This window comes from Ignavibacteriales bacterium (assembly GCA_026390795.1).
Classification (GTDB): Bacteria; Bacteroidota; Ignavibacteria; order Ignavibacteriales; family Melioribacteraceae; genus Fen-1258.
Window position 1 is genome coordinate 2,073,742 of the sequence record JAPLFG010000003.1, and the last position, 14,653, is coordinate 2,088,394.

Annotated in this window: 12 protein-coding genes; 10 read left to right on the forward strand and 2 right to left on the reverse strand. The window is 34.1% G+C overall.

Annotated features, from left to right (window positions below):
- Positions 1-267: 267 nt before the first annotated feature.
- A complete protein-coding gene (locus tag NTX65_12655; protein MCX6170188.1) occupies positions 268-1,029 on the reverse strand; it encodes an integrase core domain-containing protein in 762 nt (253 codons plus the stop codon).
- A 535-nt stretch (positions 1,030-1,564) separates the two neighbouring features.
- Between NTX65_12655 and NTX65_12660 the strand changes: the two genes are divergently transcribed.
- Entirely contained in the window at positions 1,565-3,007 is a 1,443-nt protein-coding gene (locus NTX65_12660) for a serine/threonine-protein kinase (protein MCX6170189.1), read from the forward strand.
- Positions 3,008-3,113: 106 nt separating this feature from the next.
- Here the strand turns inward: NTX65_12660 and NTX65_12665 are convergent, their stop codons facing one another.
- Positions 3,114-3,701 (reverse strand): hypothetical protein, encoded by a 588-nt coding sequence (locus NTX65_12665; GenBank protein ID MCX6170190.1) that lies wholly within the window; start codon positions 3,699-3,701, stop codon positions 3,114-3,116.
- Positions 3,702-4,049: 348 nt separating this feature from the next.
- Between NTX65_12665 and NTX65_12670 the strand changes: the two genes are divergently transcribed.
- The 9 genes from NTX65_12670 to NTX65_12710 all read left to right on the forward strand — a co-directional run bounded on the left by NTX65_12670 (position 4,050) and on the right by NTX65_12710 (position 14,558).
- Positions 4,050-6,029 (forward strand): sigma 54-interacting transcriptional regulator, encoded by a 1,980-nt coding sequence (locus tag NTX65_12670; protein MCX6170191.1) that lies wholly within the window; start codon positions 4,050-4,052, stop codon positions 6,027-6,029.
- 731 nt (positions 6,030-6,760) lie between these two features.
- Positions 6,761-8,242: a hypothetical protein gene (locus tag NTX65_12675; GenBank protein MCX6170192.1), complete on the forward strand. Its 1,482-nt coding sequence runs from the start codon at positions 6,761-6,763 to the stop codon at positions 8,240-8,242.
- Positions 8,243-8,245: 3 nt separating this feature from the next.
- Positions 8,246-8,674, forward strand: a complete 429-nt coding sequence (locus NTX65_12680) for a hypothetical protein (protein ID MCX6170193.1) — start codon at positions 8,246-8,248, stop codon at positions 8,672-8,674.
- 15 nt (positions 8,675-8,689) lie between these two features.
- Entirely contained in the window at positions 8,690-10,945 is a 2,256-nt protein-coding gene (locus NTX65_12685; GenBank protein MCX6170194.1) for a WD40 repeat domain-containing protein, read from the forward strand.
- 11 nt (positions 10,946-10,956) lie between these two features.
- Positions 10,957-11,592, forward strand: coding sequence for a hypothetical protein (locus tag NTX65_12690; protein MCX6170195.1), 636 nt, complete (start codon positions 10,957-10,959; stop codon positions 11,590-11,592).
- Between the two features lie 52 nt (positions 11,593-11,644).
- Positions 11,645-11,776, forward strand: a complete 132-nt coding sequence (locus tag NTX65_12695; protein MCX6170196.1) for a hypothetical protein — start codon at positions 11,645-11,647, stop codon at positions 11,774-11,776.
- Positions 11,773-12,339, forward strand: a complete 567-nt coding sequence (locus NTX65_12700) for a hypothetical protein (protein ID MCX6170197.1) — start codon at positions 11,773-11,775, stop codon at positions 12,337-12,339. The genes NTX65_12695 and NTX65_12700 overlap by 4 nt, the downstream gene beginning before the upstream one ends.
- A 495-nt stretch (positions 12,340-12,834) precedes the next feature.
- On the forward strand, positions 12,835-13,317 hold the full coding sequence (locus NTX65_12705) for a hypothetical protein (protein MCX6170198.1): 483 nt from the start codon (positions 12,835-12,837) through the stop codon (positions 13,315-13,317).
- Positions 13,318-13,352: 35 nt separating this feature from the next.
- Positions 13,353-14,558 (forward strand): hypothetical protein, encoded by a 1,206-nt coding sequence (locus NTX65_12710; GenBank protein MCX6170199.1) that lies wholly within the window; start codon positions 13,353-13,355, stop codon positions 14,556-14,558.
- The last annotated feature ends 95 nt before the right edge of the window (positions 14,559-14,653 follow it).

The following is a 14,653-nucleotide window of genomic DNA, read 5'->3' on the forward strand; positions in this document are numbered from 1 at the left end:
ATTATAGCAAATGAATGCTGTTTTCGAGGTTTTTGTTTTTAAATGGGGTCTGCCTAGACGTGTCCCTATTCATTATTAAATCCATAGCCGAAATTGGTCTGTTAATATAAAATTTGGACCGATTCTAGTTTTTGAAATTCAAATTCCAGCCGACATTGACTGAATATAATTCTAATAATTCCAAAGTATTAGTGATTTTTCTGAAAATAGATATGGATATACATCGGTCGCTTACGACTTGATTAGAATTAAATCTGGCAGAATAAATTAAGCAGCTTTTCTGAAGTAGTAATTGTGAAGACCATTGGCTACCGGCACTTTATCTATCTCTCCAATTATATGAACATATCTCGATTCAGGAGAATCTTTATTCAGCCCAAGATGTGTCCGCTGATTATTGTAATAATGAAAATATTCTTTCAGTAGTTTTCTCAAATGATTTTCATTTAGAATTATTAAGTGATCTAGAAATTCTCTTCGAATAGATCCAATGACTCTCTCAACATACCCATTCTGCCACGGTGAACGATAAGCGGTTACAATTTCTCGAATGCCGAAATCTGAAACGCTTTTCTTAAATAAATTACCATATCTACAATCTCGATCTCGAATTAAATATTTAGGAGTATCAGAATTGTAAAAGGTATTCTTCAGTTGCTGAGTTGCCCATTCAGAAGTTGGATTACAAGTAATATTAAAATGAATAATCTTTCTTCGTTGATGTGAGAGAAAGACCAAAACATGTAACAACTTGAAATTAATAGTTGGAACACAAAAGAAGTCAATAGAGATAATTTCTGAAGCTTGATTTTTGAGAAAAGTTTTCCAGCGTTGTCCAGATTTATTATACTTGTCTTTGGGAGTATATCTCCAAACAGTAGCTTGAGAAATTTCATAACCGAGTTTTAGAATCTCACCGTGTATTCGAGGTACACCCCACATTGGATTCTCGTTTGCAATTCTCTTGATAAGTTGAATGATTTCCCTAGGAACTCTAGGTCTACCAGCATCCATTTTCTTTTTCCTCATAAGGTGTTCATAAAAACTTTTTCTGTGCCAACGGATAACTGTTTCTGGTTTAATGTTGATTAGACTATCTCGCCATTTACTATAAACTTTTCGAATGAATAGGAAGAAGAGCTGATCCTTCTTTTTGATCGGGATCTTCTTGGAAGTTCTATTTAGAATTTCGAGTTGCTTCCTAAGGAAGATGATTTCCAGTTGGAGTTGTGTTTTAGATTTGAAGAAATTCAGACAGAACTGAATAAGGAGTTTTATCATAGATAGTCTTTAATATGTTAATTTCTGAAAAGCAAAAATAATGCTTTTAGCCCAGAATGATATTTTTATGGCGGACAAGATTTTAAATAGGAACACATAATTTTCAGTGGAGAATTTTGCAATGAGATATTTGAAAAATATTTTTAAAATAATCAGTTTTAACATGTAAATTTATAAAATGCAATAATGGCGATTTCAGATCATTATCATTATTTTTAATACGAATGGAGAATTGAACAACTACAGATTTTGAAAAACAATTAGAAACATTTCGGAAATATTTATGCCTCATATAAGCGAATTAATGCCACAAATACCTGGTTACAAAATCAAGGAAATAATAAGAAAAGGTGGAATGGGAGAAGTGTTTCTTGCAGAAGATAAAAAACTTAAAAGAAAAGTCGCTATCAAATCTCTTGCACCCGAACTGCTTCGCAATCCGGAACTCATTAAACGGTTCAAGCAAGAAGCTATAATTCAAGCAAAATTATTGCATCCTAATATTGTTACATTGTTTCACTCTATTATAGAGCAAAATTCGATGTACATAGTTCTTGAATATGCACCTGGCATAACCTTAAAAGAAGAAATACAACAACACGGTGCAATGGAAGAAGCTCGTGTGCTAAATATTTTCCAACAAATACTCGCCGGAGTAGGTTTTGCACATGGTAAAGGAATTATCCATCGTGACTTAAAACCAAGTAACATCATGCTGGATGCAAAAGACACCGTCAAAATAATGGACTTCGGAATAGCTAAAGTACTCGGCGATAAAAACATGACAAAGATCGGCACTAAGCTGGGCACACTCTTTTACATGTCGCCTGAACAAGTGAGAGGAGAGGAAAATATTGATAAGCGGACAGATATTTACAGCTTAGGTATTGTCTTGTACGAAATGCTGACCGGTAAACTTCCGTTTAATACTGCCACTGCGAGTGACTTCGATGTAAGAAAAGAGATAGTAGAAGGAAGCATCAATGATCCGCGTGAACTTCGACAAGGCGTAAGTGCGCAGACAATATCAGTAATGCAAATGATGATAGAGAAGAAAAAAGAGAACCGTTATTCAACTTGTTATGAGTGTGGAATAGATCTAAATAAAATATTAATACCACCGGGAGGTCAAGATACAATAATAGTTAACAGACCAGAAATGATTTTAAAAGATAATATTACCGTACAGAATGCAAAAGTTCTTAACGAAAAACATCTACCCTTATCAGAAGAGACAAACTGGAGTATTAAACAAAACGGAACGGTTCTGGAAATAGCTTATGGAAGTGGAACTGATTTTCCGCAATATGCGGCTCTTCATTTGGAGAGTAGCTACTTTCGCATGAATTACGGTAATAGCTCAGGTTGGGGTACATCTGTTATTTTACTCCCATCCTTTTGGTCTGCTGGCACACTTCATCAAGGCGCTCCTATAACTACAACGTGGAAAATTGATGGAGTGGATATTATTATTTCATTTTCAGCAGCTATATCCGGTCTCAATGCAACTGGACAATTACGCATTACACCACCAAGTGGAAATTCAATATCTGCATCAGTCGCACTTAATCTTACTGGCAATGTAGTTTTAGATAATAAACCGGGTGAAGCATTTAAACCTGTAATGCTTTCTTCAATGCATATTTCTTCAGATAAATGGGATGCACAAACAGCGTATGTTGATTTACAATCATATCAAATTCCGCAAAGCGACTGGATGGGTTAATAATAGCAGTAATGAGAACATTGGCTTCTGGGCAGCCTCGGATGTGGTAATGCCTTCTTGGCAATATCGGATAACTATAAAGCAATAAAGACGAAAGAATTTATTTTTAAAAAGAACATCTTTTTATAAAGTTGCTGATAATTATTTCAAGTAAAGGCCTTTCAAATGTATGTCCCTCATTCTTATAAGAAATAACAGATAAATTTTTATTGGATTTTTCCAAAAGTTTCACTAGCCCAAAATCGATGTGAAAATCTTTTTCTCCCACATGCAGTTCTACAACTCCATTAAATTTTATCCGCTCTTTACTTATCGCTTCCACTAAGGTTTTATATCTTGGAGGCATTATTCCAAAATATCCATCTTTTGTTTTAAAGGAACTGATCATTGGGTTTAGAAATAATTGATTTAAGGATAATTCCGGTTTTATAAGATTGAAATGCAACAATAAATAACTGCCGTAAGAACGACTGACAATAACAGTTTCTTCTGGATTACCAAGATTTGATATATCTTCTGATATTTTATCTAACTGTTCAGCGAAAGTCTGTTTTTCAATAGTGGCTATTTCCAAAATAGTTACATCTTTGCGGAAACTGCTTAAAACCGAAAAAATCTCCGAATTTCTCTTTGTCTCTTCTCTTCCGGCAATAAAATAAACATTCAAGTTATTCTTTAAATATTTCGCTTTCATCTTCTAGTCTAAATAATTGTGCAAAATAGATCTCAATTAAAAATTAAGTGAGTCGATTCATTTTTACAAACATTATAAAGCACTAAACTAAAAACAATATTAAAGCATCTGCAGGCATTGGGGAATCCAGACACCATAGCCCGCTTCTATTTGAATGATATTTAAGGGTATTTGTATAACCGATAGAGCAGAGTAATACTAAAGAGTTTTTTGGAAAAACAACTTATGCTTTATATACAACCAGTCGTACGGATCGATTAGCAAAAAATTTTGTATATTTTTATAGGGAAAAGATCTCAAATAATTTTTACGTAGTTATTTTCTCAGACTACCGAATAGGAGTTACAAATGGTTTGGGTTTCCTTAGTAGTAAAAAAGCCCAACATGGTGGACTACATAAGTAATGTTCCATTGGGCAAACCAATTTCAATTGGCAGGCACGAATTGAATGATGTATATCTTGAAGATGCCACTAATGAAGTATCCCGATTTCATGCAGCCTTATTCAGTGATAAGGGCGGTAATTATTTAATTCAAGATTTGGGCTCTAGGAATGGTACCTTCATTAAAAGGGGCGAATATTATTCTGAATATTATTCTGGAATAGTGAAACTAGGAGATGAAATAAAAATTGGTCCTTACGTGATGACTTTAGAAAAATCATTAATAAAAAAAACACAGGATGTTTTTTCTAAATCAGCTTCATCAAATGACGTTGAGACTTCTTTCCCTGACGCGACAAAGAGTATGCAAAATTCAAATAAAGATAAAAACGATTTATATAAGGATATTTTAAGAGTATTTGAACATCCTTCAATGGAACTTGATTCAACGATAGACAAAATGCTAAATGGAATGTTTAATTGGCTAACTCCTAAAAGAATTTATTTAGCATTATTAAATGAAACCACTAATGAAATTGATGCAGAATATATCAAACTCTCTGAGAACTCCAATAATGTAGGAATCATATTTGGCAAAGACTTAATAAATTTTTTCGCTGATAATAAAGAGATTATTACTTCTGAAGAAATTCTTGCTGAAAATTCTTTTAAAGAAATTGCAAAATTTAGCAATGATTCAATTGCTTATTTTGTGCCAATAATTTGGGGTGGTTGTGTAAAAGGATTTATTTCTATAGAAAAGTTTAAATATTCTGAATCAGATATAAATGATATTATTGAATCGTTAAAAGAATTGCGTAAGCGTTTATCGGACTATTTAGCGGGGTGCTATAAAAAATCAATCCCAATTAAGTATCAGTCTGCCAAAGAAATAGATATTGACGAATCTGTAATAATTGGTGTCAGTAGGCGTTTCAAAAAAGATGTAATTGATGAAGCTATAAAAATATCAAATAAAGACATTAATGTTTTACTCCTTGGAGAAACAGGTACCGGTAAAGATTTGCTTGCCAGCTATATTCATAAAAATTCCACCCGCGCAGATAAACCATTCGTAGCGATTAACTGTGCTTCTCTTCCAGATCAACTTATTGAAAGTGAACTATTCGGACACGAAGAAAACGCTTTCACCGGTGCAAAATTCAAACAGGGATTGGTGGAAAGTGCTAATGGTGGATCACTGTTTCTTGACGAGATTGGTGAACTGAGTTTAGCATTACAACCAAAATTATATCGTTTTTTACAGAGTGGTGAATTCAGAAGAGTAGGGGGAATTAAAAATTTAACTTCTTTCGTTAGAATAATCGCTGCAACAAATAAAAATCTTGAAGATGATACTGTGATGAGGCCAGAACTTTTTAATAGAATTAACCAATCTCAAATTAATATACCGCCACTCCGTGATAGGAAGGAAGACATTCCTTTATTAGCGGGGTATTTTTTGATTTTGTTGCGACAAAAATATTCAACGAAAATTAGTCGCTTAAATCATGATTGTATTAAACATTTACAAGCTCGTGACTGGATGGGAAATATCCGCGCACTTCAAAATGCCATCGCAAGAGCAATTATAGATGCTGATTCCCACAAATCAGAATTGGATATTAAATGTTTTGCGGGGATTTCTGAAGAAGTAGAGAAAGATAAATCAAGGGGAGATTCAGCTAATATAATAACTGATTCAAAATATAAAACAGGTGATTCAGAAAATAACGAAGGGAAAAAACTGGAAACATCAAAAGATGTTGAGAAAGCTCACATCTTAAAAGTTTTAAGTGAAGAAAATGGAAAAGTGGATAATGCAGCTATAAGACTCGGTATAAGCAAACAAACCTTATATAACAAGTTGAAGAAATATGAAAAAGAAAGTGGAGGAGCTAGTTCTGAAAGTAAAAATACACGCCCGACAGGAAAACCAAGTTGAAGTGATTTAAATATTCTTAGTGATTTCAAAATGATAAGAGACACTTGAAATTACTAATGCCTTGTTAAAATTTCTATCGCTATATATTATCATGCTTTTACGAATAATTATTAGGCGGTCGGCAAATATTCTTTAAGTTTCGTCCAATCTCCCCATTTTATCCATTAATAAAATCTTCGGATGCAAAAATTATCAACCATATTCTCAGAAACCTCAATGGATTTATTTAAAGAAGTAAGTGCTTCCTCAATTCTTCCAAACTCTTCGAGACACTTGCTCTGCATGCTCCAGCTATACCAAAATTTTTAATCGGAACTTAGGTACAGTTCAAAACTATCTCGTGCATCTTTGTATCTGCCTGAGGAATATAATATTCTACAATAAATTTCAAGAACAATACTTAACTCAAATGAAAGTTGATTAGCATTGATATTTTTTTCCAATACTATCTTGTATTACACTCAGTTATTAAAATTTGCATTCATTATATAAATATTTAAATGAGCAAAAAATCCAATTTCTTTACAATCATTAAATTAAAGTCAAATATTTAGACGCTACATTTTGCTGTACACTTAAGATTCTTCTCAGAACAGTATTTTTGTTAAAAAAACTCACTCAGGAAATAATATTTTTTCTGGCATTGGCTTTGTATTAAGGAAGGCGGTTATGCTGAATTCTAAAAGAAGGAACGTAACGTGTACAAAAGTTTAATGTCTACCCTAGACTCAATGGCTGCAACAACTTCTGAGTTTGTCGAAATTGTAAACCCCTACCTGCTGAAAGTGTATAATCAAAATAAACAGCAGAATGGAGAGTCAAAAGTTAAATTAGCGGATGTTCCACTGGAATTTTTAGATGCGAACATTATCGAGCTTTGTGCTCAAAATTCATTTCAATATCACTCAATAGTCATATTATTTCTGAAATACCATTTCGAGATCGATTTTCTGCTGGAGAATTTGTACAACGCTGCAAGTACGGAAAATAAATTGATCAAAGAGGATAGCAGTCCGTTGCATTGGATTGATCTTTGGTCAAGCAAAGAAGAGATAGAAAAATATAAGAATACTTTTACCGCCAACTTAGAAGTGACTGCAACTGCATTGTATTCGTTGTTGTTATCATTAGATAAGTCAGTTAAAGAAAAATTCACCAATAACGATCAATTTCAAATCTATATACTCTCACTTACACTCAATGATTTATTCTCATACTCATTAAATGAGAAGGAAAACATTTTTTTAAAAGAAAGGTGGGAATTGAATTTCTCGCTTTTAAAAGCGCAATCTGTCGACATACAAAAACAATGGTGGCATTTGGCAGCTTCTTTTTATGCATTTCATAAGGAGCTAGGAGACAGCTATTTGCACCTTGATTCTTTAAAGATTCGGTCCGCATTGACTGAAGCAAAGTGGCTGAAGCAATTTTCGTACGATGAGTTGATGCTAAAGGAACTACTATATAAAAACAAATTACTAGAAGTACAGATTACCTTAAAGCAACAGGATCCAACTTTATCAGAAGCCGACTGTTTACGCGATGCCCAGTTAGAGTTGCTTAAGGAACAAGAAGAGATGAAAAAAATGCTTCAGAACATATCCTTTGCGAGAAATTTAGATTTGGACTTAATGATTACTTTCCTTCCTATGAATAGTCCGGAAATAAAAGAATATCGTAATGAGGCAGACAAGTATTTCCGACTAGCAGTAAAGTTACTTCACCCGGATCGACGTATATATTTGCTAAATGGTAAAAAACTTTCTCAGGAACAGGAAAATGAATTAAACACCCTTTATAAGGAAGTTATTTCAATTCGCGAGAAAAAAGAATTTGACATATCAGAGTTAATTTCGGGAGATTATTTTTCCGTTACCAGACTTAAAAGAATAGTTTCTCAAGCACAGACGATTTTATCGGCATATGGAATAGAAGTATCGACTATTAAATTAATGGTATTAGGTGACGATATTAATTCCCAACTAAAATTTTTGTTAAATGAGTATAACTTATTAAATATTGAACTCGCTCAAATACAAGCAGAAATCCATGTACTGTATTCAGATCAAGAAACCTATCAGAAAGATCATATCATGCGAGATCCTGAAATGATAGAAATTACCGAAAAAAAATTTGCAAACAATATCGAAAAATTCAAAGTGACACAGTCGCGCCTTGAAGAAGAACTAAAAAAACTATTTTTTACGGAATGAATCATGCTTTATTTATGCGAACTTAGAAATATTTGCAAACTTTCAGATTACCCGAAGCAAACATTTCGCACATTGCTGCTGGCCGCGGCTGGTTTTGATAAAGAGATACTGGGAGAAATTTTCTATAAATGCGATTACTCCCTTTCAAAGTTTGTTCTGTTGCTGAAAAACAACACTCAGGCTTATCAAGAGGAAGAAAGATTGATAATCGCGGCAATAAAACAGTTCGCCGAACCGACTGATCTGCATCTTTTATTTCTTTTATCTAATTCTGCTGTGCCCTTGAACAGAGAACTTAATGTTGCTGGTCTGAAGTTGGATTTGCTAGAGGAAGAATTGAATAAACGAATTGCTTCAAAGAATAAAATTTATGGTGGAAATGAGCATCTGAATAGTTCACTTACAAAAATTTTTAATTCTCAAAAGAATTAAGAGGAGCAGTATTGTATGGATAAGAGTGAAAAAAATAAATCTGAACTTGCCAAGTTTGCGAAAAACAACAAACTCACCCCTATAAGAAATGACATATTATCTTCAGTTGATTCTAAAAAGCTCAGGCATGAAATAAATTTTAATTTATTAAAACAAGTGAATGAATTACTATCAGCTAATGCGCTCGTTGAGCTGTTCGCTACGTTTGGCGATGGTTCGGAAATTATGGGCTATGATGCAGTTAGTGGTAAGGTTATACACTCCCAAAAATTTGATGCAAATACAAAAGAAATTTTCTGTGGATTCAAGCCATCATCAGGCTGGGTAATTTCAATTGATAGAAAAACCGGAGACTCTGGTAAGTTACTTGCATTTGATACGACGCTTAGTAAATCACTTAACGTGCATACAAAAAGTGAGAAGATAAATAATTTACTTTTGACACCAGACAAATTCATCATCACATCTAGCCTGGAAGGTAACGCGGAGGTATATCGAGCTTCAGATTGGAAATTTGTCAGATGTTTATCAGACAAAAAGCTTACACCTATTACTTCCCTTGGTTTAGTCCCATTTTCCAAGTTTATTCTACTTGGCTATGTTGATGGCTCTGTCAAAATGTATGATTATCAAAAAGGGACATTGATCAAAACAAAAAAATTAACAAATCAAAGTATTAAAAGTCTCTCTGCAAGTCATGAAATTGTTGCTGCGTTGACGACAGATAACCAAGTATTAGTTTTTGACTACGATTTTAATATTATATGGGAACACAAATCAGTGAAAGGAAATGTAATTAAAATTGGGTTAGGAGATATTACTAGCCATTCACCTAGGCTTCTAACTGAAAAACATAAATCAGATCATTTCCTCACAAGTTTAATTTTTGTGGGACTTAAATCCGGTGCCATTATGAGGATTAACCTTAAGGATAAAACATGCAGTTCTTTTGAGCAGCACTGCGATGAAGTTACTAGTTTATTAATCTCACCAGCCAATTATTTAATTTCTGGCAGTAAAGACGGTTCCATTCGCAGAATTTTTATTCCAACAATGAAGTGTGAAAAAATATATCACCAGAATGATGGCTGTAGAAGTATTGCGATTTCCCCGAACAAAAAATATTTCTGTGCTTCAGGTGTTGCGGATAATACGGCAAAGTTGCTCGATTTTTGTAGCGGAAAAATAGTAAATATTTTCAAACACCAACATTCGATCAGGACGGTTGAATTTGCATCGCTTCAAGGGCGTGATTTTATATTTACGGGTGGCTGGGATGCAAAGGTTTATCAATGGAATATGAATGATTATAGTCTATTTAAGGAATTCTCAATTCCGGATCATCCTGAAGCTTGTGTGTGCGATCTAAAAATAAATACTAATAATAATTTGCTTGCAATCGCCTATTACATCCGCGAATCTTTTGGAGGGTACGTTCTATTCGATTTAAAGACAAACAAAATGTTAACAAACTGCATTGCGCACGATTACAAGGATGTTGCTCAATCAGTTTTTCTTCAGCTTAGTGATGATTGGCTTTATTCTGCCGGCGATGACGGCAAGATACATAAGTGGGCGCTGTCGGATTATAAGCTTGATAAATCGTTTTCTCATGGCTCTGCAATTAAGTGTATTTTTCTTTCACAGAACAACCAAGTGTTTTCGGGCGCTTTAGACGGGACCATAAAAATCTTTGACATTCCTTCTGGCAAAGAAAAATCTCTTTATGGTAATGGAGGCTGCATTTACCATGTTATACTTACAGGTGATAATAAATTTTTATTTAGTGCCACTGCAAGCGGCAGAATCAATAAATTTGATTTACGTTCAGGTACTCTAGTTCATACATTTTGCTTTCACTCCGCATTGATATGGCAATTAATAATTCTTGATAACACATTGATTTCTGCTGCGGTAGACGGGAGAGTTAACTTTATTTCCATCGAAACTGGACATTTGCTGGGTAGCTATTACAATACAAAAAACAGTTTTCTTTGGTCTACGCCAGAGAACGATGATGGGGATTCATATTATTGGACCAATAATTTTGAGGAGTTAATAAAGGTCTATGAAACGCCGGGAGATAGAGAAGTTTATGGTACGGAAACAAAAAGCTATCATGCTATTCATAACAATCAAAATATTGTGATGTCGAGAATCAACGACTCCTCCTATTACAAAATTTTTAAGGCTTCAGCCGCAAAACTTCAGCAACAAAAATTGATTGATGGTATATTAAGCTCAACGGAATGTAATAATTTATTATCATGATTGGAGAGAATATGAAAAACAAATGTGCGCAATTTGGATTGTTCATCACTATTTTTTTTATGACATCCAGTTTGATTACCGCATCGGATTTATTTGGTAAGTGGAGATGGGTGGTTGGCTTTCAACTCGGCGGTTTAATTCCCAGCGAAGAAATATCCCGTAATATAAATGCCACTGGAGGTGAACAACTTATTGGCCGATTAGGTAATTGTGGCATTTTTGGAGGGCAGTTCGGGTTACACAACGAGTTGCTTGGATTTGATGTTTTTGGTGGTTTTAGTACAAATCAAATTGAAGTCAAGAACGAGTTTGGAGTCGATTTCCCAAATCACGGTTCCGAACTCGGAATAGTTTCTGGGAATTTCTACGTTTATCCATTTCACCGAATTCTTTTTGATGGAAAGATGCAACCCTATGCGATGCTAACTTTCGGCATCACGTTTTTTTCGGTAGATACGGACAACATAAACGATAAAGAGCGATATTCGCCATTGGCACAAGGGTTTGGTGCGGGTGTAAAATTCGAAATTGATACAAACGCATATCTAGATTTGAATTTTAGAAAGTACTCAATATCAAGTTCTGGTTCAATTAAACCATTTGACAACATACAAGTTATTATGCTCGGTCTTAGAGTTGAAATATAAATATCATATTGACATTCACAAGTGCAAGATGAACCAACAGTAATTGCGGAATATGAATAACTATAACACAAGCACTTACCGCGCTCAAACAATAATGGTTTGGCTGAACGAAAATATGCGAACACAGAACAAACTAAAAATATTGAATGAATGGATTGATTTGATGGAGGATAACTTAAAATGAAAATTATGGTAAAATCTTTGTTAGTCTTTATGTGTTTTCGAATCTCGTTTTGTCAAACATCTGCCTGGAGTGTTAGACAAAATGGAACGGTCCTGGAAATAGCTTATGGAAGTGGAACTGATTTTCCCCAATACGCAGCTCTTCATTTGGAGAGTAGCTACTTCCGTATGAATTATGGTAATAACTCAGGTTGGGGTACATCTGTTATTTTACTCCCATCCTTTTGGTCAGGAGGCACTCTTCATCAAGGGGCTCCTATAACTACAACTTGGAAAATTGATGGCGCGGATATTATTATTTCATTTTCAGCAGCTATATCCGGTCTCAATGCAAATGGACAATTACGCATCACACCACCCAGTGGAAATTCAATATCTGCATCAGTCTCACTTAATGTTACTGGCAATGTAGTTTTAGATAATAAACCGGGTGAAGCATTTAAACCTGTAATGCTTTCTTCAATGCATATTTCTTCAGATAAATGGGATGCACAAACAGCGTATGTTGATTTACAATCATATCAAATTCCGCAAAGCGAGACATCAAAGTCACCGGATGGGTAACCAGCAGTGTTGATCCCAATGACGACAATGTCGGTTTCTGGGCCGCATCAGATCAAATTATTCCTTCATGGAACTATACTATTACTGCAAAACAGGATCATTCACCCGTATCAGTTGAAAATGAACTACTAATACCAACAGAGTTTAAATTAGAGCAGAATTATCCTAACCCATTTAATCCATCCACAAGAATTTCTTTCACGTTGGCGCAAACAGGCTTTACAACACACACTGTTTTTAATGTGTTAGGGCAAAAAGTTGCAAACTTGGTATCAAAAGAATTAGCATCCGGTCGTCATGAATATTCTTTTGATGCATCAAATTTATCGAGTGGAATTTATTTCTACAAAATTCAAGCTGGGAGATTTTCTCAAATCAGAAAAATGCTTTTAATGAAATAAAAAATATTTTTTGCTTTTACTTGTTGAATTAATCTTCATCGAGTGCAGCTGTAATTGCTTATTTATAATTCTTGAAATTGCTTTTGGGGTATGTATGAAACTGTATCGCAGACAAATAAGAACAAAATTTCATGCGAGTAGAGCTATTTATAATCCGTCTCTTGGCTCTTTCATTTATGAAAGTCTTACTTTACTAGGAACTCCGGCGCGTGCTCTAGTCTCCTTTGTAATAGCAAACTCAATTTTATTTATTATTTACAATATGTTCTTAATAACTATTCTTAATAGCAACGAAAAATGGGTGAGCTATTTAGTAGCCCCGTTATTGTTGCTTCCATTCATGTATTATTTTTTTATAGTACTTAAAAATTTTGAAAAAATTTGCTCCATTATTATTATTATTAGTTTTTTGCTATATATCTTTTCACCTGAACAAACTTTAAAAAGAATAAGAAATGATTATTTATTTCTTATCGGGTTTAGAATCGAGGAAAAATTGGATGAAGAATTGTTTAAAATACCTCCACGAGAAGAATACGACCCGGAACAACCTGAATTCGAAGAAAATTTTTCATGATTTGTTTGGTAAGAACTTTTTGTTGAAGTTATTATATGAGATACACAAAAGAAATATTAAGATTACAAAACGATCCCGATTATCCTGTAGCAACTGAAATTCTTCAATCTATTCTTCTTCAACAGATACCGGATCGAGAGATTTTGGCAAAACTTTATGGTGGGCATAAGGCACAAGTAATTTCTGATGATCTAAAGCTGTTCTACGAGTTGAATCCCTATTTGAAAAAAGTACTAAGAAAACATATCTCAAGCTCCTCAACAGAAATATCTAGGATGCGCGAAGTGATCGAAACAAATGAATATCTCCTTTCCATTCAGTCCATGATTTTATTCAATAAACTTCCAGATGTAAGTCTTCTTGCCAAAATTTATGGACAATATTCAGATATCATTCAGAAAGTTTTCAAGTTGTATCTGGAATTGGGAATAAAAAGGAAATGCGGTATTACCTCAGCTTGTCATTTAAATAGAGTTGGTGCTGTTGTTTTTGCTTTAAAGCTGGATGAATCTAATTATCGCAATTATGTGACTATTGCAGCAATGCATGATGTAATTGAAGATTTATTTTTCTTGGCAAGAGATAAGAATGATGATCTGTTCTCTTTAGAACGTTATGATGAATTTGTTGAACTCTTTATTCCTCTCGAATTGACCGAATCAATAAAACTTCTTACCAATCATTTCGATTTAATCATTTATCATGTTGTAGGACAGCTGCAGAAGCAGGATAAATCCATAATAAAAGAAAATTTACTGATTGAATTGGAAAAACTTTCTAACATTAAATGCAGTGAGATTAACAAGTGTTCTTCGCAGATTTATCATTTATTAAAAGCGGAAGAACTTTGCAAAGATATTATCGAAACTGCAAAGTGGTTGTGCTACAAAAATCTTTATATAGTTGAAATGGCACGGCTCTCACACGAAAAAAACAACTATAGACCCTTCGAAATAAAAGCAGTTGACCTTTCCGATAACGGTCATGGCAGAGATGCTCTGCCGATGTATTCGCGAATCAAGAATTTAATTAAACAGAGTATTTGGGCCCGCGAGGGTTTTGCGTTAAAGTCTACTTGGCTGCCATTAAACAATAGAGTTATGGAGATACAAGAAGATGCGCTTGTTCATGCCGAGCATATGATTATTAGAGATCTGCTGGAACCGCAGTCTGCGCAGGATTTTTTGGTATCGTCTCTTCTCAAAATTAAAGAACTTCAAACAATATTTTATTTAAGCTAGAAGCTATTCAACTACTTAGTAAAATTATAGTGTACCATTTTACGTAAAACAATCGCCGGCAGGTTGGGGTAATCCATTGCTTAATCTCTTTGCCG